25 protein-coding genes and 1 riboswitch are annotated in these 24,052 nt (G+C 39.5%); of the genes, 10 read left to right on the forward strand and 15 right to left on the reverse strand.

Translation table 11 applies throughout. The features are described 5' to 3' along the window. Nucleotides 1–44: 44 nt before the first annotated feature. On the forward strand, nucleotides 45–365 hold the full coding sequence (locus H5090_RS07865; RefSeq protein WP_002961403.1) for a BON domain-containing protein: 321 nt from the start codon (nucleotides 45–47) through the stop codon (nucleotides 363–365). Nucleotides 366–940: 575 nt separating this feature from the next. Here the strand turns inward: H5090_RS07865 and H5090_RS07870 are convergent. Beyond that, nucleotides 941–1,897: a mechanosensitive ion channel family protein gene (locus H5090_RS07870; protein ID WP_024596180.1), complete on the reverse strand. Its 957-nt coding sequence runs from the start codon at nucleotides 1,895–1,897 to the stop codon at nucleotides 941–943. Between the two features lie 120 nt (nucleotides 1,898–2,017). After that, on the reverse strand, nucleotides 2,018–2,797 hold the full coding sequence (gene yaaA / locus H5090_RS07875; protein WP_002961399.1) for a peroxide stress protein YaaA: 780 nt from the start codon (nucleotides 2,795–2,797) through the stop codon (nucleotides 2,018–2,020). A gap of 225 nt (nucleotides 2,798–3,022) precedes the next feature. On the opposite strand from yaaA, the gene tal reads away from it, so the two are divergent. Next, entirely contained in the window at nucleotides 3,023–3,973 is a 951-nt protein-coding gene (tal, locus tag H5090_RS07880; RefSeq protein ID WP_002961397.1) for a transaldolase, read from the forward strand. 213 nt (nucleotides 3,974–4,186) lie between these two features. Continuing rightward, a complete protein-coding gene (locus tag H5090_RS07885) occupies nucleotides 4,187–4,375 on the forward strand; it encodes a DUF3545 family protein (RefSeq protein WP_002961395.1) in 189 nt (62 codons plus the stop codon). A gap of 87 nt (nucleotides 4,376–4,462) precedes the next feature. Here H5090_RS07885 and ung read toward each other — a convergent pair whose 3' ends face one another. From ung to H5090_RS07925, 8 genes are all read right to left on the reverse strand, one after another. After that, a complete protein-coding gene (ung, locus tag H5090_RS07890; protein ID WP_182695436.1) occupies nucleotides 4,463–5,125 on the reverse strand; it encodes a uracil-DNA glycosylase in 663 nt (220 codons plus the stop codon). Next, nucleotides 5,122–5,982: a cobalamin-binding protein gene (locus tag H5090_RS07895; protein ID WP_182695437.1), complete on the reverse strand. Its 861-nt coding sequence runs from the start codon at nucleotides 5,980–5,982 to the stop codon at nucleotides 5,122–5,124. The genes ung and H5090_RS07895 overlap by 4 nt, the downstream gene beginning before the upstream one ends. Next, on the reverse strand, nucleotides 5,982–6,581 hold the full coding sequence (gene cobO, locus H5090_RS07900) for a cob(I)yrinic acid a,c-diamide adenosyltransferase (protein WP_007376484.1): 600 nt from the start codon (nucleotides 6,579–6,581) through the stop codon (nucleotides 5,982–5,984). The genes H5090_RS07895 and cobO overlap by 1 nt, the downstream gene beginning before the upstream one ends. Next, nucleotides 6,574–8,058, reverse strand: a complete 1,485-nt coding sequence (locus H5090_RS07905) for a cobyric acid synthase (RefSeq protein ID WP_182695438.1) — start codon at nucleotides 8,056–8,058, stop codon at nucleotides 6,574–6,576. Before H5090_RS07905 ends, cobO begins: the two co-directional genes overlap by 8 nt. A gap of 4 nt (nucleotides 8,059–8,062) precedes the next feature. Beyond that, a complete protein-coding gene (locus tag H5090_RS07910; protein ID WP_182695439.1) occupies nucleotides 8,063–9,067 on the reverse strand; it encodes an iron ABC transporter permease in 1,005 nt (334 codons plus the stop codon). Nucleotide 9,068: 1 nt separating this feature from the next. Continuing rightward, nucleotides 9,069–9,881, reverse strand: a complete 813-nt coding sequence (locus H5090_RS07915; RefSeq protein ID WP_182695440.1) for an ABC transporter ATP-binding protein — start codon at nucleotides 9,879–9,881, stop codon at nucleotides 9,069–9,071. Between the two features lie 245 nt (nucleotides 9,882–10,126). After that, a riboswitch (cobalamin riboswitch) is annotated at nucleotides 10,127–10,261 on the reverse strand. A gap of 62 nt (nucleotides 10,262–10,323) precedes the next feature. Further along, on the reverse strand, nucleotides 10,324–11,256 hold the full coding sequence (locus tag H5090_RS07920) for a porin (protein ID WP_002961381.1): 933 nt from the start codon (nucleotides 11,254–11,256) through the stop codon (nucleotides 10,324–10,326). A gap of 166 nt (nucleotides 11,257–11,422) precedes the next feature. Then, complete coding sequence (locus H5090_RS07925) at nucleotides 11,423–12,295, reverse strand: LysR family transcriptional regulator (protein ID WP_024596245.1); 873 nt, start codon at nucleotides 12,293–12,295, stop codon at nucleotides 11,423–11,425. 91 nt (nucleotides 12,296–12,386) lie between these two features. On the opposite strand from H5090_RS07925, the gene H5090_RS07930 reads away from it, so the two are divergent. Both H5090_RS07930 and H5090_RS07935 read left to right on the forward strand, forming a co-directional pair. Further along, nucleotides 12,387–12,761: a DUF413 domain-containing protein gene (locus H5090_RS07930; RefSeq protein ID WP_024596244.1), complete on the forward strand. Its 375-nt coding sequence runs from the start codon at nucleotides 12,387–12,389 to the stop codon at nucleotides 12,759–12,761. 86 nt (nucleotides 12,762–12,847) lie between these two features. Next, a complete protein-coding gene (locus tag H5090_RS07935) occupies nucleotides 12,848–14,083 on the forward strand; it encodes a response regulator (RefSeq protein WP_024605056.1) in 1,236 nt (411 codons plus the stop codon). Nucleotides 14,084–14,099: 16 nt separating this feature from the next. Here H5090_RS07935 and rarD read toward each other — a convergent pair whose 3' ends face one another. Both rarD and H5090_RS07945 read right to left on the reverse strand, forming a co-directional pair. Next, a complete protein-coding gene (rarD, locus tag H5090_RS07940) occupies nucleotides 14,100–15,017 on the reverse strand; it encodes an EamA family transporter RarD (protein WP_039488332.1) in 918 nt (305 codons plus the stop codon). A 51-nt stretch (nucleotides 15,018–15,068) separates the two neighbouring features. Further along, the gene (locus tag H5090_RS07945) at nucleotides 15,069–15,524 is read right to left on the reverse strand and encodes a thioesterase family protein (RefSeq protein WP_002961375.1); all 456 of its coding nucleotides are present in this window, start codon (nucleotides 15,522–15,524) and stop codon (nucleotides 15,069–15,071) included. A 133-nt stretch (nucleotides 15,525–15,657) separates the two neighbouring features. On the opposite strand from H5090_RS07945, the gene recQ reads away from it, so the two are divergent. The 4 genes from recQ (at nucleotide 15,658) to H5090_RS07965 (ending at nucleotide 20,289) form a co-directional block, all read left to right on the forward strand. Further along, complete coding sequence (recQ, locus tag H5090_RS07950; RefSeq protein WP_024605058.1) at nucleotides 15,658–17,481, forward strand: DNA helicase RecQ; 1,824 nt, start codon at nucleotides 15,658–15,660, stop codon at nucleotides 17,479–17,481. A gap of 7 nt (nucleotides 17,482–17,488) precedes the next feature. Beyond that, on the forward strand, nucleotides 17,489–17,773 hold the full coding sequence (locus H5090_RS07955; RefSeq protein WP_002961372.1) for a DUF3630 family protein: 285 nt from the start codon (nucleotides 17,489–17,491) through the stop codon (nucleotides 17,771–17,773). Nucleotides 17,774–17,942: 169 nt separating this feature from the next. Next, nucleotides 17,943–19,652 carry a BamA/TamA family outer membrane protein gene (locus H5090_RS07960; protein ID WP_182695441.1) on the forward strand — a complete coding sequence of 570 codons (1,710 nt, stop codon included), beginning with the start codon at nucleotides 17,943–17,945 and terminating at the stop codon, nucleotides 19,650–19,652. 64 nt (nucleotides 19,653–19,716) lie between these two features. Then, on the forward strand, nucleotides 19,717–20,289 hold the full coding sequence (locus H5090_RS07965) for a mechanosensitive ion channel domain-containing protein (protein WP_138489650.1): 573 nt from the start codon (nucleotides 19,717–19,719) through the stop codon (nucleotides 20,287–20,289). A 104-nt stretch (nucleotides 20,290–20,393) separates the two neighbouring features. Here H5090_RS07965 and H5090_RS07970 read toward each other — a convergent pair whose 3' ends face one another. Genes H5090_RS07970 through H5090_RS07980 form a run of 3 tightly spaced genes read right to left on the reverse strand, consistent with a single transcriptional unit; the run spans nucleotide 20,394 to nucleotide 22,781 of the window. Beyond that, nucleotides 20,394–21,452, reverse strand: a complete 1,059-nt coding sequence (locus H5090_RS07970) for a succinylglutamate desuccinylase/aspartoacylase family protein (RefSeq protein ID WP_002961978.1) — start codon at nucleotides 21,450–21,452, stop codon at nucleotides 20,394–20,396. Further along, complete coding sequence (rimK, locus tag H5090_RS07975; protein ID WP_002961977.1) at nucleotides 21,439–22,344, reverse strand: 30S ribosomal protein S6--L-glutamate ligase; 906 nt, start codon at nucleotides 22,342–22,344, stop codon at nucleotides 21,439–21,441. Before rimK ends, H5090_RS07970 begins: the two co-directional genes overlap by 14 nt. 2 nt (nucleotides 22,345–22,346) lie before the next feature. Next, the gene (locus H5090_RS07980; RefSeq protein WP_002961974.1) at nucleotides 22,347–22,781 is read right to left on the reverse strand and encodes an ATP-dependent zinc protease; all 435 of its coding nucleotides are present in this window, start codon (nucleotides 22,779–22,781) and stop codon (nucleotides 22,347–22,349) included. A 288-nt stretch (nucleotides 22,782–23,069) separates the two neighbouring features. Here H5090_RS07980 and H5090_RS07985 point away from each other — a divergent pair, with 288 nt between their 5' ends. Then, nucleotides 23,070–24,041: a zinc transporter ZntB gene (locus H5090_RS07985; RefSeq protein ID WP_024605062.1), complete on the forward strand. Its 972-nt coding sequence runs from the start codon at nucleotides 23,070–23,072 to the stop codon at nucleotides 24,039–24,041. The last annotated feature ends 11 nt before the right edge of the window (nucleotides 24,042–24,052 follow it).

The following is a 24,052-nucleotide window of genomic DNA, read 5'->3' on the forward strand; positions in this document are numbered from 1 at the left end:
CCATTTTGTGGCTGCACTATTCACCGTAATGTAAGGATTAAGTTATGAACCGCTTCAAGTTAACTATCGCTTTAGTATCATTTTGTTGTTTATTTTTATTAGCTTGCGCTACAAAGGTAAGTGCAGCAACCAACATGGCCGTAGTAAGCAGTGTAGCCACTCAACCTAACCTACAACAAACTATCACCAACACCCTACGAACTAACCCTAACCTAGCGTTAAGTGATATTCGTGTGCAGGTAAAAAATGGTGAAGTAGATTTATACGGTGAAGCACAAACTGGTTTTCAGCGCGCACTAGCTCAAAAATTTCTAGAAAATATAGATGGGGTTAAAATCATTCGTAACAAAATTAGCGTTATTTAATACGCACCACAAAACCTATTTGTATAACTAATTCATAAGCGCGGCTTGTTACTCCAACACAAGCTGCGCTTTTTTATATTCTGTTTTAAGGCAAATTTTGCAGCTGTGAAGAAGATAAAATAAAGCCTAAGCAATACGATTATTCCTCCCCCTAAAACGATAGCTCACACTTATACTTAAGAAGATAGATTTAGAATTGACGCTAGCGTGTTTGTCTTTGCTCTTTTAACCCTTAAGTTAACCCAATTGATACTGAAAAAGCTTACACAGATTCTTTAGCCGACCTAACGGGCTTAAAAAGGATGATTTATTTAGTTATTGAAATAGATGAGAGCGTTTTTTCAGAGTGTGCGGCAAGGCAGTAAAAAAATCGCTGGGTAAACACTAATCTTACTTGTTAATACTCCCATGGCCAAACGCAACTAATCTGAATTGATATTCAATAAACACAAAACTAGGTATTTAAACTTTTAGCTAATAATCCATTTATAAAAAAGCGCAATTTTACTCTGTAAAATTGCGCTGTTGGTAAGTAACTATTTCCCAATGCTTTTGCCTAATGAGTTTTAACTAAATTACTCACTTTGGCTAGAGTCAGCACCGTCGCTACTGTCTTTATTGGATGACTGCTGGCTTATTTTATCGCTTATCATGGCATCGAGTTTCTCACCGCCTTTAATACCAAAATCTAAAGTACGAATTGGGAAAGGAATACTAATATCAGCTTCGTCTAATGCTTGCTTAACGGCAACAACACCTTTGTGGCGTACCGTCATAAAGTCAGGCTCGCCTGGGTATTTAATCCAAAACCACACCAGTAAGTTAATGCTGCTGTCGCCAAAACCTTCAGCGTATACAGCGGTTTCGTCTTTACGTATTACAAAGTCAAATTCGTTAATTTTATCGACTATAACGTCTTTTGCTTTTTCTATGTCGTCACCGTACGAAATACCCACAGGTACTTCTATGCGCCTTATACCTAGCGTGGTGTAATTTTTTAGTACATTTCTAAATAAGACTTTGTTTGGTACAAGTATTAGTTGCCCGTAAAAGCTCTCTATTAGCGTGTTACGTAGGTTTATAGAATGCACCGAACCAAACACATCATCGGTTTCTATTACATCACCTGTTTTAAATGGCTTGCGTACACCCATTGCTATACCAGCAATTAGGTTTTCGGTCATGTCTTGAAACGCAAAACCAATGGCTAAACCCACAATACCCGCACCAGCAAGTAGCGAAGTAACAGTGCCTTTTAAGCCAACAAAATCGAGCGCTATAAATAAACCTATGCACAACACAATAACTTTAAATATTGACGCCATTAAGTCGGCAATTTGCGTTGAATCGAGAGAGCGGCGCAACACGTTTTTCATCAGCTTGCCAGCAAAGCGCGCCAATATTGAAAATACTATGGCAATTACAATTGCCACTATAAAATTAGGGATATGGCTGATAACAACATCAAACCACCCTCCGAGCTTTTCCTCTATTAGTTTTTCGGCTTCGCCAACTGACGGAATACTGATCATTTTGTTTGCACCTATTTAATTAATAATCTCATTAATATTAGATATAGTTGCAAATATAACGCCAGTATCAAAAAAGCCATGCAATGCATGGCTTTTCAATTGTTTATTTAAGCTTATGACCTAATTTTGTTCGTCGCGCATAAATACCGGCTCAAGCTCTTTAACTGTTGCCTCAGGGCTAAAGTAATAACCCGCCACAGTAAACTCTTTAAGCTGACTTAATTGCGTTACTTTATTTTCGATAATGTAGCGCGCCATCATGCCGCGTGCTTTTTTAGCGTAAAAGCTAATTACCTTGTATTGACCGTTTTTACAGTCTTTAAAGTGTGGGGTAATAATTTGTGCATTTAATGCTTTTTTATCTACCGCTTTAAAGTATTCGTTTGAAGCAAGGTTAACTAAGTATTGCGCGTCTTGTGCTTTTAATACGTCGTTTAGTTTGTTCGCTATTACGCTGCCCCAAAACTCGTATAAGTTTTTGCCACGCGAGTTTTCAAGCTTGGTGCCCATTTCAAGACGGTAAGCTTGCATTAAATCAAGTGGTTTTAATAAGCCGTATAAGCCAGAAAGGATACGTAAATGGTTTTGTGCGTAATCAAGCTCGCTAGCTTTAAGCGTGCTTGCATCTAAACCGCCGTATACATCGCCATTAAAGGCAAGCACTGCTTGTTTAGCATTACTTTGTGTAAACGGCTGCGCCCACTCGCTAAAGCGTGCTGCGTTAAGCCCAGATAGCTTATCGCTAATTTTCATTAAACTGCCAATTTGCGCTGGTGTTAGTTCACGGCATACTTTCATGAGCTCTTCGCTGTGCTCTAGTAATTCAGGCTGAGTGAACTTGTCTGTTGCGGGTGGCGTTTCGTAATCAAGATTTTTTGCAGGTGAAATAACAGTGATCATAGTTAGCTATTGACTTGTAATTTATTTAGTGTCAATTTCAACATTAAATGAAACGAAAAGCACGTTTTGTTTAAATAAATCCTCTCTTAATAACCCATGCATTGCCGTTTTTCTATTGATAAGGACATAAGACCTATCAAGCATTGTCACACTGTTGCAGTATGGATTGTATATATTAAGAGTGATTAGATTTTTCTTTTAACTTGCTTGGAATGAGGAAAGCAAATGACTTCAGCTCTACAAAGGCTAAAACAACATTCATCTATCGTAGCCGACACTGGTGATATTGAAGCTATTAAAAAGCATCAACCAGAAGATGCAACTACAAACCCGTCGCTTTTATTAAAAGCGAGCGAGATTGAAGCATATAAGCCTTACCTAGATAAAGCTTGGAGCTATGCAAAAGAAACCGAGCAAGAGCCAGCTAAACAGCTTGAACTAGCATGTGATTACTTTGCCGTGTTACTTGGTAAAGAAATTAGTGAGATTGTTCCTGGTTATATTTCTACTGAAGTAGATGCACGCCTTTCGTTTAATACGCAAGCGACTATTGATAAAGCACATACCCTACTTAGCCTTTACGAAAAAGAAGGTGTAAGCAAAGACAAAATTTTAATTAAAGTAGCGTCTACGTGGGAAGGTATTAAAGCCGCTGAGCAACTAGAAAAAGAAGGTACTAAATGTAACCTTACTTTATTATTTAGCGATGCCCAAGCTCGCGCATGTGCCGATGCAAACGTATTTCTAATTTCGCCATTTGTAGGGCGTATTTTAGATTGGCACGTTGCTAACGGTATGGAAAAACCAACCGATCCGCTACAAGATCCAGGTGTTCAGTCTGTACGCAGCATTTTTGAATTTTACAAACGCCATGATTACAAAACAGTTGTGATGGGTGCAAGTTTCCGTAATACAGGCGAAATTATTGCTCTTACTGGTTGCGACAAGCTAACTATTAGCCCTAATCTTTTAGAAGATTTAGGTAACCTTGAAGGCGCACAGGAATACTTGCTAGAAACAGATATTCCTAAAGAGCCAAAACCAGAGCCACTTACAGAAGCGCAGTTCCGTTGGTTACATAACCAAGATGCTATGGCTACTGAAAAACTGGCTGAAGGTATTCGCTCTTTTGCTGATGCACAAGAACAACTAGAAGCGCGTTTTAAAGCAATGTAATTTGCTATAATCGTGTTTTAGAAAACGTCGCAATAGCGGCGTTTTTTTATGCCTAAAATTGGCTACTTCTCTATTTAACCTTCATATAATCTTCGTATAAACCTTCATCAATTAATCACACTTATGTAACATAACTGTCACTTTTTTATTCTATTTTAACTAGGCCTGTGGTATAGGTATTCTTGAGGTCAATAAAATCAATAGGAGAAGTTCATGGATAGCCTAAACGATATATTAGAGATATTAGAAGGACCAGATACAACAAGAAAAACCTCTCAAAAAAATAAAAAAAGAAAATGGCGTGAAATAGAAGCAATAAAAGACAAACAGCGCCTACGTAAAGAACTACAAGAACTAGACTACTTTACAGACAGTATTGCAATTGATGAGCTCGATTTTTAATTCAATACGCCCCAACTAAACAAAAAGGCTTCCAGAATCTGGAAGCCTTTTTTAATGGTTTAAACAATTTGAGTTCTTTAGAATAAATTAGATTTGCCAGTTAATTGGCTTATTTTTTTTGGCTTGCAATAACTCATTCGTTTGTGAGAAATGCTTACAACCAAAAAAGCCTCTATGCGCCGAAAGCGGCGATGGGTGCGGCCCTTTTAAAATATGATGGCGAGCGCTATCTATGTCTTTACCTTTTTTTTGTGCATGTGCCCCCCATAAAATAAATACCACACCTTCGCAGTGCTTATTAATATGGGCAATTACATTATCGGTAAATAGCTCCCATCCTAAATGCTTATGTGAATGCGCTTGCCCTTGCTCAACGGTCAATACTGTATTGAGTAAAAACACGCCCTGATCTGCCCAGCTTTGCAGGTAACCATGCTCAGGAATAATAAACCCGCTGATATCGACAGCTAACTCTTTGTACATATTTTTAAGCGACGGTGGCAGTTTTTTTACATCAGGCAATACCGAAAAACACAAGCCATGCGCTTGCCCTTCCCCGTGGTATGGGTCTTGTCCTAAAATTACGACGCGGATGTCATTAAGTGCGGTGGCATCAAAAGCACTAAATACTTGAGCTTCAGGCGGGTAAACAGCAACACCTTCATTGCGGCGATTAGCCACATACTCTAACGTTTGCTGCATGTAAGGTTGCTGTAATTCACTTTCTAAAAATGTAGCCCAATTGCTCATTGCGTACTCTTAATCTGTTTACGTGATGCGTCTATTTTATCACACATATCCGCGAGTCCATCTAGCATGCGCGGGGTAAAACGATGTAATAAATCGGCATTTACGCTAATAAATTGATCATTTTTAACTGCTGGTACTTCTGGCCACTTTTGCCAATTAACAACCGGCTGTGGTGTTTTTGATTTTTCATCAGGGATAATAATAACTTGTGGCTTAGTAACAATAACATTTTCGATACTAATTTGCGGGTAATCTGTAACGCTCTGTGCAAATACATTGCTTACATGGCATGTTTCAATCAGCTGATTTATCCATGTGTTTTTACTTACTGTCATCATGGGCTCAGCCCATAACTGATAAAATCCGGTAATATCTTTTTTATCTTGCTGGCTTTTAACAATCGCGTTTAGCTTTTGTGTAAATGCATTTGCCGCTTGTTGGCTTTGCTCAATATTCCCTGTAAATTCACCAAAAGTAAGTAACTCGTGGGCTACACCCGCGATTGTGGTGGGATTACTCAAATACACTTTTATACCTAAACGCTCTATTTGGGCTAAATCTTCGCTTTGATTTCCGCTTTTCCACGCAATAACTAAGTCGGGTTTAAGCGCCAATACTTTTTCAAGCGAGATGCCGTAATAACCCCCTATGCGCTCAATACTTTGGGCTTCACTTGGGTAGTCGGCGTAATCAACCGTGCCCACAATATTATCGCCCGCCCCTATGGCAAATAGGTTTTCGACAATGTGTGGTGCAAGCGCGATTATTCGCAGCTTTTTAGAATCCTTGGTCTGCTCTGCAAGTGCACTGCCCGATACACTAAAAAGCAGCACCCCAATAAAAAACGCTTTAAACATTAGTAATCAAACCCTTCGAGCGCTTTTATGCCTGAGTCGAATGCATGTTTTACATTACGCACTTCACTTACTGTGTCGGCAAGGTCGGTTAAAGTACGATGTGCTGCACGCCCTGTAATAATAACTGACTGCATGGGTGGGCGGTTATTAAGGGCTGTTACTACTTCATCTAAATCAACGTAGCCGTAAGTCACCATATACGTAAGCTCATCAAGTAATACTAAATCAATACTGCTATCAGCAAGCATACGTTTTGACTCTTGCCATGTTGCCTGCGCGGCTGCAGTATCGGCTTCTTTATTTTGCGTATCCCAAGTAAAACCGGTGTTCATTACAACAAACTCAACACCTGCACCTTGTAATAAATTACGCTCGCCACATTCCCACGTACCTTTAATATATTGGCAAACGGCTGCTTTTTTACCATGTCCAACGCAGCGTGCTACAACGCCAAAGCCTGAGGTTGATTTACCTTTACCATTACCGGTAATTACCTGAAAAATACCTTTTACATCTTGTGCGGCGGCAACACGTGCATCCACTTGTTCTTTTACTTTTTGTTGGCGCTGCTTATGCTTATCGTTGTTTTGTTCAGTCATTATTGTGCCCTTCATAAATCGAGATAATTTGCTGTATGTTTAAATGCGTTTCGCACATGGTTGCTAATCGTTCTAACTGCTGCTCGCGGTGAGCGGCAATACTAATTGGGTTAATTGAGGCGCTTGGTTTTACCCATTTTAAAATTTGCGATGTAGCATCGGCTTCATCAAATAAGCCATGTAAATAAGTGCCCGCAATGGCGTTATCATCGCTAATAAAGCCATCAAACGTAAAGCCATGTGGGTGGCTTTCATCAAAGGTTAAAAATGGCTTATTAAGCGCTGCACCTTGGCTAATCCCTACATGTATTTCGTAACCACTACAGGGTGTTGATTGGTTATTTAAAAGCAGTGTAGCGGTTATTTTAGTTAATACTTTTTGTGTTGTTAGCGTGGTTTCAAAATCGCACAGAGCAAGCCCATTTACTTGCTTTAATGATGACTCAATACCCTCGGGATCGTTGAGCGTATTGCCCAGCATTTGCATGCCGCCACAAATACCAAGTACTTTACCACCATAGCGTAAGTGGCGCTTAATTTGAGTGTCCCAGCCTTCATTTTTCAAAAAACTTAAATCACCCAGCACATTTTTACTGCCTGGGAGAATTATCAGATCAACGTCTGGGATCGTTTGCGTATGGCGCACATAATTTATATTAATGTTTGGGTGCAAACGCAGTGCATCAAAATCGGTGTGGTTACTAATGTGGGGTACAAGCAGCACTGCAATATTAATTGTGGCGTTAGTTACGTTATTATCAATTGCGACGGCGTCTTCAGCATCAAGCGCAAGGTCGTGTAAATAAGGTAATACGCCAAGTACGGGTTTGTTTGTGTATTCTTCAAGCCAATCAAGCCCGCCTTGCAGCAAACCTATATCGCCTCTAAAGCGGTTTATAACAAAACCCTTTACGCGCGCTTGTTCTGACTCGCTTAACAACGCAAGCGTACCTACCAAGTGTGCAAATACGCCGCCTTTATCAATATCAGCAATTATAATTACTGGGCAATCTACCTCTTCGGCGTAGCCCATATTAGCAATATCGTTTTCACGCAGATTTATTTCAGCAGGGCTCCCAGCCCCTTCAACAAGGAGTAATTCAAAGCGTTTAGCTAAGCGGTTATGTGAAGTAATTACTGCATCCATCGCCACTTTTTTATAGTCGTGATATTTGCCCGCTTCCATATTACTAACGGCTTTTCCGTGAATAATTACTTGTGCGCCCGTGTCGCTATTAGGCTTAAGTAATATAGGGTTAAAGTCTATTTCTGGCTCTACTTTAGCTGCTATTGCTTGCAAAGCTTGCGCACGACCAATTTCGCCGCCATCTTTTGTTACTGCGCTATTAAGTGCCATATTTTGTGGTTTAAAAGGCGCAACCTTTACCCCTCGCTTAGCAAACACCCTGCAAAGGGCAGTAACTAAAGTGCTTTTACCAGCATCTGATGTAGTGCCTTGCACCATTAAGGTTTTCATGGAATTACACCCTTCGCTTTCTAAAAAACAATAGACTCAAAAAGAACACGCTACCAATAGCTGCAGTAATAACACCTACGGGCAGTTCTTGGTTTTTCAGCAATGAGCGCGAAAGTACATCAACCCACACCATAAATGTACCGCCCACCAAGCTGGTTACCAGTAAGCCAGCGATGGTGCCTTGGGATATAAAAAAGCGCACAATATGCGGCACCATTAATCCTACAAACCCAATACCACCACACATAGCCACCAGCACAGCGGTAATTAATGAGCTTAAAACCAGCATAAGTATTCTAAAGCGCTGAACCCTCACACCTAATGTAATTGCGCTTTCATCGCCCAGTAACATAGCATTTAGCTGCCTTCTAAAGCTCAGCATTACAAACGTACACAATGTAATTACCAATAAAGGCAAACTAAGCGTAGCCCACTGCGCACGCGAAAAGCTGCCCAGTGTCCAAAATAAAATAGCGGCTACCGCCTGAGGGTCGCTCCAATAAAGCAGCAAGCTGGTAAATGCACTAAATAAAAACGACAGAGCAACACCAGCTAATAACATTGATTCTACCTGTGCACTTTGCTGCCTACCTGCAATAAGTATTAATAAACTCATGGCGAGTAAGCTACCCAGCAATGCTGCTGCCGATAACATAAAACCTGCGCTAATACCTGCTAATGCCATAAGTAACACCACCCCAAATGAAGCACCCGACGATATACCAAATAAGTAAGGATCGGCTAAAGGGTTGCGCGTTACCGTTTGTAAAATAAGCCCCGCAATTGCTAAGCCAGAGCCGGCTAAAAAGGCGAGTAATGTGCGTGGCATTCTTAGTTCAAAAATAATACGCGAATTAAAAGACGCATCATTTGAGAGTAAAAAGCTATTAAATACATCTTGAAGTGAGGTCTCTGCTGCGCCAAAACTAAGTGCTGCAAATAAGCTAAATAAAGCAGCTGCAGCACTGATAAATAGCGCAAGTGATTGGCGAGTATTAACTGCGCTCATATTATTCGTAACCATAAAAGTAAGTGATATGAGGGATGCTATTTCCCGACTCCGATATTTGCGGGTGGTTATTTACTTGAGCGCAGACACCAAAAACGTCGCCTAGCATGTTTTCGGTTAATACCTCACTTGGCGTGCCTGTATGTGTAATTTCACCATTTTTAATAACCACTAGTTCATCGCACATTGCAGAAGCTAAGTTTAAATCGTGAAACGATGCAAACACCGTTACACCCAACGATTTAGCAAGCTCCATTACCTGTATTTGGTATTTAACATCTAAATGGCTAGTTGGTTCGTCCATTATTAACAACTGAGGTTGCTGAACTATGGCGCGGGCTATCAAGGCACGTTGCTTTTCACCACCCGAAAGTGACTCAAAGCTTTGATCGCTATGATCTGCCAACCCTACAGTGTTGATAGCTTGGGTAATTTTTTGTTTATCAATGTTAGTTACTGAGCTAAATAGCGATTTATGAGGCGTTAGCCCAAGTGCAATAACATCAAATACGCTTAAGTTAAATTGCGACGGGGTTTCTTGTAAAACAACCGCTACTTTTTTTGCGTACTCATCGCTTTTTAGCTGCCAAATATCGGTGCTATTAAACTCTACAACGCCATCGCTGGGTTTATTAAAACGATATAAACAACGCAATAAGCTCGATTTACCTGCGCCATTGGGGCCAATTAAACCAACAAATTTACCTGTGGTTATTTTAAGGTTTATTTTTTTGAGGATCGTTTTATTGCCAATACCCCACGATAAGTTTTTAACGTTTAGTAATGGTATATTTAATGGCGTTTGAGTGTGCAATAGTCAGTCCTAGACGGGATTAAACTCACTAAAATGCGATAAAAATACTAATGCACTACAAGAAAAAATGAGTAAACCCGCTCGTTAAAAGAATTCATACCAATTGCATTAAATTAGTGATTTATTATAGCGACAAATAAATAGCTTAATAACAAGGCGGAAATTATGACATATACTTGTTCTATATGAATAATTTTTAACGAAGTTAGTAAGTTATTTAATTCGCTAGAAAGATCATGTTTTTAATAAAATTGGTATTATACCATTTGTATCTGACTTAAAGCTTTGCGCTAATTACAGTTGCGGGAACAGTCGAGGACTCGCACCTCATTCCAAATGAAGCTCTATTATGGGCGGCTAAGTAAATAATTTAAAGCAAAAAAAAACCGCACTCAAAAGAGCGCGGTTAAAAAGGGAGTGTTTTAACTAATTTAGCGAATAGTTAAAACTTGTATTCCATACCTAAGCCTACGTAGTCTTGGTCAACGTTGTTGTCCATGTCGAAGCTTGAGTAAAAGCCAAATACTTTAATGTTTTTATTTAATTTGTGATCAAGACCAACTGATATTGCTGACTTATCGTCGCTGTCGTCAAAGTCCATGTCTTGGTATTGTACTTTAAATGTGTTGTTACCCATGCTGTAAGCTGCATTTAATAGATAACCATCCGCTTCTGCGCTGCCGTCAACTTTTTCTTGTGTTTGGTACATTGCACCTAACTTAAAGTTTTCAACTTTACCTTGGATTGACGCGCGTACTACATCGTAGCCATTTACTTCACTATCGGCTGCGATAGAGGCATATACTGCGCTCTTTTTAAGTGCCACGTCACCGTAAGTAACCGCCATTGAGTAACCGTTATCAGCGTCTACATCATCTTCAGCTACAAAAGTAGCAAGTACTTTAAAACCTTCGTATGAGTTTGATGAATAACTAACAGTATTCCCTAAACGGTTTTCACCTTTAAATACATTTTTAATATCGCCTTCAAGGTCGTTAAACAAGTCTAACTTACCTTGAGATTGTTTAAGCGCAGTATCGTTACGACCAATAACCACTTGGCCAAACGCACCTTTTAAACCAACGTATTGGTTACGCGCAGAAATATTGTCGTCGTTATCGCCTTTTGAATCAGCATCAGACACATCAACTTGAAACTCAAACTTATATACCGCTTCTAAACTATCATTTATTTTTTCAGAACCTTTAACACCAAGACGAGATGCATTACTTTTTATCTCAGTAAAAGATCCTTCGCCGTCATCAGATGATTGCACTGTTACATTCGCTTTACCGTAAATGTCTACATCGGCAAGTGCATTAAAAGATAAACCACTTAATAGTGCTAAGCATAAGCTCGATTTTACAAATTTCATGTTATTTCCTTGGATAATCACAAAAGACTAATTTTTAAAACTGCTGCATTTTGTCACCGCTAAATGACAGTAATATTACAATGGAAATATTAATGTCTTTTTTTATTAATAAAAATGCATTAAATTTGAAATCAAAATAACATGAAAGCCTAATAAACGGCCGAACTTACTTACTTTTCTTTAATGACAAGCTTGGGGTCATTTGCGATAGTAAATTAACTAAGGTTTCTATTAACTCTTTTTGCTCGTTGTCTCTGTGATACGCTATAAACACGTCTCGCGAGGTATTTTCTACATCTTTAACATGAAACAGTTCACCTTTTTCTAAATGCCCTTCTACCAATACTTGAGGTATAAATGCACTGCCGCCACATTGCAGTATTAAATCAAGTGCAATACGTCCTGTGCTGGTTCTAAAATAAGGCGGTGTTTTACCGGTAAACTGACGCGCATGCCAAAGTGAGAAAGTAGTTCCCCAATCAACATATACATACTGATTATCAAAAAAGTTTTCGTTCGTTGCAGTGTCGTATCCGCTTACGGGAATGATTGGCAACTCACAGATTCGCTCTACCACTAGCTCGTCTACTTTTGGTGGATCAAACAATATTGCCAAATCAAGCGTGCGTTCTAATAACAGCCGAGTGCTTTCTTGTTGTGCTTTAACTTCTGCGACTAATGACACGCCCGGCATCGCTGATACAATATTTGTTATACCAAACTGTAAAAAAGCATCCCAAATATTGGGCGTTCCTGCTAAGCTAATTTGCTTATGCATATTATCGGCAAGCGCAACATCCACTTTGGCGCGTTGCATGCCCGTAATAATCATTTGTGCATGGGGTAATAAACGCTCGCCAGGTGCTGTAAGTTGAATGTTATTACGCTGGCGAATAAACAAATTAACACCAAGTCCTTGCTCTAATTGGCGAATTCTAAAGCTCACTGCAGACTGCGTAATATAAAGGTTTTCGGCCGCTTTACCAAAGTGACGCGTACGCACTACCTCAACAAATGTTTTTAATAAATCGATATCCAATTTTTTATCCTCACGATAAAAATAATTTGTTTAATAAATTGCCAAACTTGCATCATACTCCAGCTAATTACTAAGGTATGAGGATAAAGCTATGAGCAATAACATTTCATTACTACGCCAAGCATTTGTTAGCCAACGTCAATTTTATGATGATCAAAACTTTCCACGAGGCTTTAGCCGCAGCGGAAACTTCACCTTATTAGAAGCCAGCATACTTGAACAACACGGAGTTGTTTTAAAAGGCTTATACAGTAAAACAATTGAGCCGCAAAACGAACACCAAGAACAGTTTGTAGCAGTCGTAACTGGCTCACAAGAACCTACCAACCCAATCGAACGAGCTTGGGTAAAATACTTAAAACTAACGACCTGCAAAACTAAGTTTCATACTTTATTTGGCCGTTCAAAAATGTCGAGCCCGGCGCCGATTAGCCAAGAGTATTATTCAGAAGCGGATAATCTGTAAGTATTTAAGTTATTTGCTTTTTTGCGTTTTAACAGTTACAACTTGTATAAGCAAATATTTTTGCAAAATATATATAGGGTTGTTCCGTGACGCGAAAAATACTAATAGTTGAAGATACACCTGCCATGGCGCGAGTGCAAAAGCACATCGCGCTTAAGGCTGGTTATGAAGTTGATATAGCTGAGTCATTAGCGCAAACAAAAGAGCTTATAAGTAAAAATAGCTATTTTTGCGCTGTAGTTGACTTCATATTACCTGATGCCCCATTAGGTGAGGCAATACCTTGTACTATTAATGCAGACATTCCAACTATTGTAATGACGGGCAATATTGATAAAAAAACTCGCGACACTGTAGAAAAATACCCAATCATCGATTACATCATTAAAGAAAATAAACAAGCTTATCAGTACCTCGAAAAACAGTTACAGCGCCTGCCTCGCAACGAAAATGTAAAAGTACTCGTTGTTGACGACTCTAAATCGACCCGACGATACATTTGTAGTTTATTAGTGCGCCATAAGTATCAAATTATTGAAGCACAAGACGGACAAGAAGCGTTAAACCTGCTTGAAGCTTCACCTGATATTTCAGTTATTATTACTGATAATGAAATGCCCAATATGAATGGCGATGAACTATGTAGCGAGATTCGCCGCTTATACAGCAATGATGAAAAAGCTATTATTGGTATTTCGGGTTCTGACTCTGTAGGGCTTTCTAGTTTATTTTTAAAAAATGGCGCAAACGATTATTTGCACAAACCTTTTAATAGCGAAGAGTTTTACTGCAGGCTTAGTCAAAACGTCGATATGTTAGACCTTATAGCCACCATAAGGCGACAAGCCAACACGGATTATTTAACTAATTTACCAAATCGTCGTTACTTTTTTGAAGAAGCTGAAAAATCATTAAAGCAAATAAAACATACTAAAGGTGACGGTGCTTTAGCAATGCTTGATATTGATCACTTTAAATCAATTAACGATACATACGGACACGATGTTGGCGACGAAGTATTAAAAGGGCTCTCTATTTGCTTCAGTAAATACTTTAAAAAGCACTTAGTAGCGCGCTTAGGTGGTGAAGAGTTTGCAGTTTATTTTATAGATGCAGATAAACAAGAAGCCCTTAAACGCCTTGAAGGCTTTAGGTATTTTATAGAAATGAATAGCCAAGAGTTTAGTAAAGCTAAAATAAAATTCACCATTTCTATTGGCTTTGCAAACGGGCCTGTTTATCAAATTGATGAACTTTTAAAACAGGCCGACTTAAAGCTTTACGACGCTAAAGAATCTGGTCGTAATAAAGTAGTTAGTTAACCATTTTATTAGTTAATTATACTTCTGCGGCTGTAATAGCCGCTTTTTTACGTTTGCGTGATTGATGGTAAGAGTCCCAACTAAAAATAGCCAGTGCACTCCAAATACATGCAAATGTTACTACACGCTCTGCATCAAACACTTCACCATAAAACACCACAGCGAGTATAAACATTAAGCTTGGCCCAATGTATTGAAAAAAGCCAAGTGTAGTATATTGCAAACGCTTAGCTGCACCGGTAAAACACAGCAGTGGTAATGTAGTTACAATACCTGCACTAATCAGTAGTACATTAGTATGCCAATCATTAGCTGGCAGGCTTGATGTTGCTGTAGGCACCATTAACCACCAATAAATAAGTGCGACAGGCAGTAATATAAGTGCTTCGAGTAAAATGCCAGGCAAGGCTTCAACCGGTAACTTTTTACGTAATAAACCATAAAGTGCAAATGATATAGCCAGTGAAAAGGCAACTACCGGAAACGAGCCAAAACTAATTAGCTGCAGCACTACACCGCTAAAGGCAAGGGCTACTGCTACGCCTTGGAACTTACGCAGGCGTTCGCCTAAAAAAAGCATACCCAGTAATACATTTAAAAGAGGATTTATGTAATAGCCCAAGCTTGCATCAAGCATGTGGTTATTATTTATAGCCCATATAAATAAACCCCAATTAAACCCAAGCAGTGCAGAGGTGATAACAAGCATAAGCAAAAGCTTAGGTTGAACGATAATGCGTTTAATTTTACCCCAATACCGTAAAACACTTACTACCAATACTAAAAACACAACCGACCAAATAACCCGATGCATTAAAATTTCAAAAGCAGAAACATGCTGAATCAACTTAAAGTATATTGGCGCAAGGCCCCACATTAAAAAAGCAAGACAAGCAAAAATAGCACCTTTACGCTGCTCAGTATCAATCGACATAATACACACTTAGTGATTTAAAAGGCCGCTAGTTTACTTGCCATACGCGTTTTATCCAACTAAATACGTGCCGGTTCCAAAAGCAATTTGAACAGACTGTTCGTTATGTAATTCCATTCTGCATACACATACTTTATTACCTGAACGAATAAGTGTTGCGCTGGCAGTAAAGCTCTCCCCTTTACCAGGGCGCAAATAATCAGTACGTAAGTCGATAGTCCCAAGCGTGGCTAATTTTGTTTGCACGCTTGTAATATCTAAATCGGTGAGTTTATCAATTACACTTGCTGCAGCGAGCATACCGCCTACATTATCAAGTACGGCTGAAATAACACCACCATGGAGTATTTTTTGCGCAGGATTACCAATGAGTACATCCTGCCAAGGGAACGTAATTTTGGCCTGTTCAGGGCTTAACGACTCAACCGATATTTTTAAAAACTGGTTAAACGGCATGCCATTTACAAATAACGCGCCCACTTGTTCAATTAACATTTCTTTATTCATTATTATTCTCTATGTCAAAACAGGTAAGATGAGTAAAACATACATAGTGTAAAACTACGAGACTCCACTTAAATAATTTATCAAGTAACTCAGCTAAAGACATCTCACTAAAAAACCACTAAAATACCCGCCAATGAATACATCAACTCCACCTTCTAGCACCCTTGTGCGTAAACCCGAAACTGTCCTCAAACAAGTGTTTGGCTACAGTGAATTTCGCGACGGTCAAAAAGCAGTTATTGATGCCGCTATTAACGGTCAAGACTCGCTTGTATTGCTTCCTACTGGCGGCGGAAAATCGGTGTGCTACCAAATCCCTGCTTTAGTACTCGAAGGCGTAACCATTGTTATATCTCCGCTTATATCGCTAATGCAAGATCAGGTAACGCAACTGCAAGCTCTTGGGGTAAAAGCCGCTTACGTTAATAACAGCTTAGCACGAGAAGAACAGCAATTGGTGTATCAACAGCTTCATCAGGGGCAAATTAAGCTCTTATATGTGGCGCCTGAAAAAGTATTACAACACGAATTTTTAGAGCGTTTATCGCATTTAAATGTGAGTTTATTTGCTATTGACGAAGCGCACTGTGTGTCGCATTGGGGTCATGACTTTAGACCTCATTACTTTCGCTTAAACGAATTAAAGCAACGTTTTGCACATGTCCCAATGATGGCATTAACCGCCACCGCCGATAAAGCCACACGGTTTGATATAGTTGAGCAATTAAAACTACAACAGCCTTATATTCATACTGGCAGCTTTGATCGCCCCAATATTCGTTACACCATAGAAGAAAAATTTAAACCTATGGTGCAATTGCTTCGCTACCTAAAGGAGCAAAAAAGCCAAAGCGGTATCATTTATTGCACCAGCCGTAAACGCGTAGACGACATTGCTGAAAAGCTTGCAGATGCAGGACTAAACGCTGCCGCTTATCATGCTGGTATGAGTAACGAGCAACGACAATTTGTACAAACCGGGTTTGCCCGTGACGATATACAGATAGTGGTCGCAACCGTTGCTTTTGGTATGGGCATAAACAAGCCTAATGTGCGTTTTGTACTGCATTACGATATTCCAAAAAGTATAGAGTCGTACTATCAAGAAACTGGTCGAGCTGGGCGAGATGGACTTGCCGCAGAAGCTATAATGTATTTTGACCCAGCTGATATAGGTCGCGTAAGGCGCTTTTTTGAAGACATAGACGACGAACAACGCCGCCGCGTAGAAGAACAACGCTTTAACGCAATGGCAAGCTTTGCCGAAGCGCAAACATGTCGTCGTCAAATATTACTTAACTACTTTAGTGAATATCAACGCGAACCTTGTGGCAACTGCGATATTTGCTTAAATCCGCCAAAAAGCTTTGATGGTACGTTAGTCGCTCAGCAAGCACTTTCGTGTGTGTACAGAGCGGGACAACGTTTTGGACTTGGTTATATTGTTGAGTTACTTCGCGGTGCAAACACGAGCCGCATCCGCGATAATAATCATCATGAATTAAGTACCTACGGCATAGGTAAAGATAAAAGCAGTGAGTTTTGGCTCAGTATTTTACGCCAACTTATTCATCAAGGCTTACTTAGCCAAGATATAACACAAGGTGCGTCACTTAGATTAACAGAAGCCGCGCGTGTAATTTTAAAAGGTGAATACGCACTGCAATTAGCCGAGCCACGCCTGCAAGCCAAACACGTTTATCAAGATAAGTTAGCGCAATTTAATTACGACAAAAAACTCTTTGCTCGCCTGCGCGCACTTCGTAAAGAACTTGCTGATGCCGACGATGTGCCACCTTATGTAGTATTTAATGATAAAACGTTAGCCGAAATGGCGCAGCTTATGCCAACAAACGACAGTGAATTTTTAAAGGTCTCAGGTGTTGGTTTTACTAAGTTAAATAAGTACGGCGGCGAATTTTTAACGGCAATTCGACATTACCTAGCTACTAATTAAGAGCATTATGACCCAAATAGAATATGACCATACACACAAATGTATTTTGATTAATCCCATTGAGCTACCAAACGATGAAGACTTTGAGCTGTGGAGTACATTATTTTTACACTCAGACGAAGTAACACTCAACGAATATTCTGCTGGCGCCGATCGACATCAAGTTCGCTTTACCTATAATCATCAAACCTTTAATTTAAACTATGAGCATTACAGCCAAAGCATCTGGATTAATGCCGAAGGTCATGAAGCTGAACACTTACTCGCCGCTTTAGCATTTTATTTAAGCTAGCTTTTAATGCCTAGCGCATAGGTCGCTGCAAACCAGCTAGCTATTAACAAAAGTGAATATGAGTAACAATTAATTAATTTCAAAATCCATACCTTTTACTTACATTATAATAACAATGATGTAAGCTGATATTACGATAGTCATTTGCTACGTAGCAGTAAGAGGTTTAATGGTGAGCAAGAAATGGATAGCACAATGTTGTATTAGTTTAACGGTTTTAAGCTTTTATGTGCCTAATACGTTCGCACAACAATCTTCAATGAAAACTGATAACTGCCTTGTAGAACAGACAGATTTAAGCACAAATAAAAACCTACGCCGAGAAGTTCAAGACAAAACAACCCTCACGCACAGTAATAGTAACGCTAAAATAGCCTCAATAAAGCTCAAGCAACTTAATGTATTTAATACTGAGCTTGAAGAGGAAAATAATGCTTTATTCCGTTTTGCTAATCGCGCTCACATTCAAACAGAGCCCGATGTCATTAATAACCTTTTATTATTCTCCCCAGGTGACAAGTACGACGCTAAAAAGCTCGCAGAATCTGAGCGTTTACTTCGTAAAGAAAGCTACTTATATGATGCACAAATTAGTGCTACCGAAAACTGCGACGGCGACGTTAATGTAGAAGTGGTTACCCGTGATTTATGGACACTTTTACCTGAAGTGAACTTTAGTCGAAGCGGTGGAGAAAACAAATCGAGTATAGGTTTTAGAGAATCTAACCTGCTTGGGTGGGGTAAGCGCCTTTCTTTTTCGCGTACCACTGACAGCGATCGCAGCGGTTACTTATTTGTTTACGACGATCCGAATATTTTATCTACTCGCTACCGAGGCCGTTTAGAGTACGCCGATAACAACGACGGCAAGCGCCATTTGCTTGAGCTAACCTATCCATTTTACGCAATTAACACCCCCTTTAGTTACGGTATTTTAAGCTATTCTGAGCAGCGCGAAGAGTCACTATATAAACGCGGCGAAGAGTTTAGCGAATTTGATCAAACTACCGATTTAAACCGTGTATTTATAGGACACTCTAAAGCGCTTAATAATAATTGGACCCAGCGTCTAACGTTAGGCTATACCGATGAGCAACATACCTTTGAAGCTATAGACACTACATTTGCACCACTTGCCGATGACAGAAGTTTAAGTTACCCCTTTATAAGCGGCCATTGGTTTGAAGATAACTACATAAAGGTACGCAATTTTGACAGTATATCTCGCACTGAGGATTTAAATTTAGGTTGGAATATTAAAAGCTTAATTGGCTATTCAGATGAGTCCTTAAGTAATGACGACAGCCGCGCGGTGTATTCTTTTAACTTTAAAAAAGCCCACTTTACTAACGATAATACTTTATGGCGTTTTAGTGCTGATATTGATGGCTATTGGAATAAAGAACAGAAAAAACTCGAAAACTTTATGGCCACCAGCCAAGTACAATATTATTTAAATACCAGTGAAGACCAATCTTGGTATGTTAAAGCCCGCGTGCAATACGCCAAAAACCTGACTGCTGATCAACAGCTTACTTTAGGTGGCGAAACAGGCCTGCGTGGTTACCCTATGGATTATCAACATGGCGACCGCAGCTTTTTAGTTAATTTAGAAAAGCGCTATTACTGGGAGTACGATTTACTGCAACTATTTAAAGTGGGTGGCGCAGCTTTTGTAGATGTAGGCAGAGCATGGTTTAACGATGAAGATAACGGTGAAAATGCACATGTATTGAAAAATGTAGGCGTTGGTCTGCGTTTGGCACCGAGTCGCGCAAACTCAGGAACCATGATCCACATTGATATTGCCGCCCCTGTTGATAGCTACGACGATGTAGACTCAGTCCAGTGGCTAGTAAGCGTTAAAAACACTTTTTAAATAATACAAACACGTTAAACTAATACCAATTGCATTAAATTGTTATGAAAGTTCAGGACCTAATGTGGAAATAATAGAAGTTTTAGAATTGTTTGCATCACAATATAAGTTAGTTGTAACTATAATCGCTATTTTGGTTTTCCCTCTTCTATTAAAAATAACCAAAAAACTACTCGAAAAAGCGATTAAAGGCAAAGTAGATTTGCACCGAAAATACCGTGCAGAGCTTTTACTAAAAATTATACTTGCCTTTGTAGTACTGTGTTTGGTTTTAGTATTTTGGGGTATAGAGCTGCGTGGTTTATTGGTTTTAGGCTCTTCTTTATTTGCCATGTTAGGGGTAGCGCTTTTTGCCGCTTGGTCATTATTGAGTAACCTCACCGCATTTTTACTGATGTTTATTCAAAACGATTGCCGCGTTGGTTATTGGGTAAGAATTATTGATGGTGCGAATCATGTTGAAGGGCGCATTGTTGAAATGGGCTTAATGAATGTAGTACTTGAACATATTGATGGGCACCGTGTAATTTACCCTAACAATTTATTTGTGACCCGTCCTGTCATGGTTTTAAATAAAGAACCAAAGCCAACTAAAACCCCTGTTATAAAGCGTATTATTGGTCCTAAAAAAACATAGTTTAAAAAGCATCGTTGATAAAGCAATGTCCACAAAAAAGCCGCAGTAAGTAATTACCTACTGCGGCTTTTTAATGCTTAGCTAAACAGAATTTAGTTTAGCTATTAGTTATTTAGTTCAGCTGTTTTAAGCTCGTCATCTAAATCATTTATCTCATCAATAAAGTTCTCTAGTTGCTGCTCTACTAAACTATTGTCGTTTGCAAAGTAAGCAAGGTGGAATACCGCATCACCTTCATTTACCAATGGCATCGTTTGCTGACCAATAACAATACCGCCTTTAGGCGCTAAAAGCTCAAGCTCAGAATCCCCTAGAGGGCTACTTATATATGCAAGCACTTGCCCTTTAGTTACATGCTCCCCTAGTGATACTTGTGCACGCACAATGCCATCAACCTCTGCACGTATCCAACTAGTCGAACCTGCAATAATAGGATCTGGTAACTTTTTAGGGCGCTTGCCACGGATCATTTTTAAATGGCGCATAACATAATCAACGCCCTGCACACCTGCCGCAATAGCGATAGGGTCAAAGCGTAGCGCTTCGCCTGCTTCATAAGTAATAACAGGTATACCTAAATTTGCGGCTTCACTGCGTAATGAACCATTACGAAGGGATGCATTTATAACCGCCGGCGTACCAAATGCTTTAGCCATTTCAGCGGTTGCTTCATCTTCTAAATTAGCGCGAATTTGCGGCAAATTAGTACGATGAATAGCGCCAGTATGCAAATCAATAATGTGAGTACAATGTACTGCCACTTGATTAAAAAACATATAAGCCATACGCCCAGCTAATGAACCACGTTCAGAACCTGGGAAGCTGCGATTCATATCGCGTCTATCTGGTAAATAACGCGATTTGTGAATAAAGCCAAACACATTCACAATAGGCACAGCGATTATTGTTCCGCGCAATTGGCTTGGATCTATTTTAGCAAGTAACTGACGCACAACTTCTACACCATTTAGCTCATCACCATGAATAGCCGCACACACCATAAGCACAGGGCCTTCCATTACACCATTAACCACTTCAATAGGAATATTAAGTGGTGAATGGGTGTAAAGCTTAGCTGCTTCTAAGGCAAGCGTTTTACGCTCGCCTACGCCTACATTTTCTCCTAATAAGGAAAAAGGACGGTTAATTTTAACCTTTGCCACGTGTTGCTGTTCCTTTACTTGAGGCATTTTTTTCGATGAAATCAATTACCATACCTGCAATATCTTTACCTGTTGCTATTTCAATGCCCTCTAAACCTGGTGATGAGTTAACTTCCATCACAAGTGGCCCACGAGATGAGCGAAGTAAATCAACTCCCGCTACATTTAAGCCCATTGATTTAGCCGCTGCTACTGCCGTTTTACGTTCCTCTGGAGTAATGCGTACTAATGTAGCACTACCACCACGGTGAAGGTTGGAGCGGAACTCACCTTCTTGTGCTTGGCGCTTCATTGCTGCGATTACTTTATCGCCTAGTACAAAACAACGTATGTCTGCACCACCCGCTTCTTTAATATATTCTTGAACCATAATATTGGCTTTTAAGCCCATAAACGCTTCAATAACACTTTCAGCTGCTTTGCGTGTTTCAGCAAGTACAACACCAATGCCTTGTGTGCCTTCAAGTAATTTAATTACAACAGGTGCACCGCCTACCATTTCTAGTAAGTCTTTTACGTCATCGGGTTTGCTGGCAAAACCTGTTACTGGCATACCAACGCCTTTGCGCGAAAGTAACTGAAGTGAACGTAATTTATCGCGCGAACGAGAAATAGCGACTGATTCGTTTACAGGATAAACGCCCATCATTTCAAACTGACGAAGTACCGAACAGCCATAAAATGTAACTGATGCACCAATACGCGGGACAATTGCGTCAAATTCTTTTAAGTTTTCACCGCGATAGTGAATTTCTGGTTGCTCAGAGTTGATATTCATATAACAACGCAATGCATCAATCACTTTAACTTCGTGGCCGCGTGCTTCTGCTGCCTCAATTAAGCGACGTGTTGAATATAGCTTTCTGTTACGAGATAAAATACCGATTTTCATAGTTAAACCTTACGACCTAATAGTTGAGATAAAGCCGGGTCAACGACTATACGATTTTCCATGGCTGTACGCCCTAATAACATTCTAAACTTCATTGTTGCACGGCTTGTTAAAGTAAGCTCTATCGGCCAGCTATGCTCGCCTGCATGTAATGTAGTTTCTATAAAGTAGCGTAGCTCTTTTTGCCCACTTGAGCTGGTTACGTACTTCATTTTTTTAACTTTTGCATTGCAAGTGACTTGCGTTTGTTCATCATCTTGCAGTGGTTGGGCCGTAAATTTAACCCATTTTTCTGAGTCAACTTCGTATTCTTCAATGTTAATTGCATGAATACATGAAGTGCGAGCGCCAGTATCAATTTTTGCTTTTATCTCGTTAATACCAAGCTCAGGTAAACTTAACCACTCACGCCAACCAACTGTGATCTTTGCTGTCATAAATGTGCCCTTAATAAAAAAGTGACTTATACTCTACAGACCAAAAAACACCAACGAAATAAATTTATCTAGTCGATTAGTAAATTAAATTGATCTTTTTAAGCAACTGGTCACACAATGCACGCCTTGCTAAGCCGTACTTTAATGCCACTTTGCTCAACACAGAGGCTCTGCATATATTTTGCTATTTAAGCTTAACTTATTAAAAGTAAAGGTAAGCCTGTAAGCAACTAAGTAGATACTACTATAGTTAACAGTATTAAAAATACACTATTATGAGAACTAATTATGATTAATGGTTTACTACATGCACTTGTACTTGATGGACAAGGCGGCGCTCGTCCTATTGGAAGCACTAATGAGCTAAATAGCTGGCAACCAAGCCAAGGTAAACTTTGGGTGCACATGGATTATAGCCAAAGTGAGGCAGTTGAATGGCTCAAGGCACAGCCTCATTTAAACGATTACGAACTAGAGTCTTTAATTGCTGACGAAACACGCCCACGTATTACGGCTACAACTAACGGGCACATGTTATTTTTACGTGGTGTAAATTTAAATCCAGCACAAAGCCCTGAAGACATGGTTTCAATTCGTTTATTTATTAGCGAAGACATTCTTATTACTACCCGTAAGCGCCGTTTATTATCGGTGCAAGATACGCTCGCCTGTTTAAATGAAAATAAAGGCCCATGCAATATTTCTGAATTAGTGTGCTCTATTACACAAAAATTAACCTCACGTATGCAAAGCGTTATTGACTCACTAGATGAAACACTCGACGAGTTTGAAGAAGAAATAGATGAACCAAGTAAAAAGTTTGACAACCAAGGCTTATCACAGTTGCGACGCCAAACTATTGCCTTGAAACGTTATTTAAAACCGCAAAAAGAAGCCCTTAGTTCAATGGTAAATAACCACTACCTATGGTTACTAGATGACGATAAAGCAAAACTTAATGAAACCACCAACTTATTAATTCGTTATCTTGAAGAGCTAGATAGTTCAATTGAGCGTGCGCAAATTATTCAGCAAACAATCACTAACCAAGTTTCTGAGCAGTTAAACCAGCGAATGTATGTTATGTCTGTAGTGGCAGCACTTTTTTTACCACTGGGCTTTTTAACGGGGCTTTTAGGTGTAAACGTAGGAGGCATTCCTGGTACAGAGAGCCCTTATGCGTTTAGTGCTTTTGTCATATTTTTAATTGTGCTCACTGGCGGTATTGGTGTGTATTTTAAAAATAAAAAATGGCTGTAAATTAAAACGCA

This window comes from Pseudoalteromonas sp. SR43-5 (assembly GCF_014163835.1).
Classification (GTDB): Bacteria; Pseudomonadota; Gammaproteobacteria; order Enterobacterales; family Alteromonadaceae; genus Pseudoalteromonas; species Pseudoalteromonas distincta.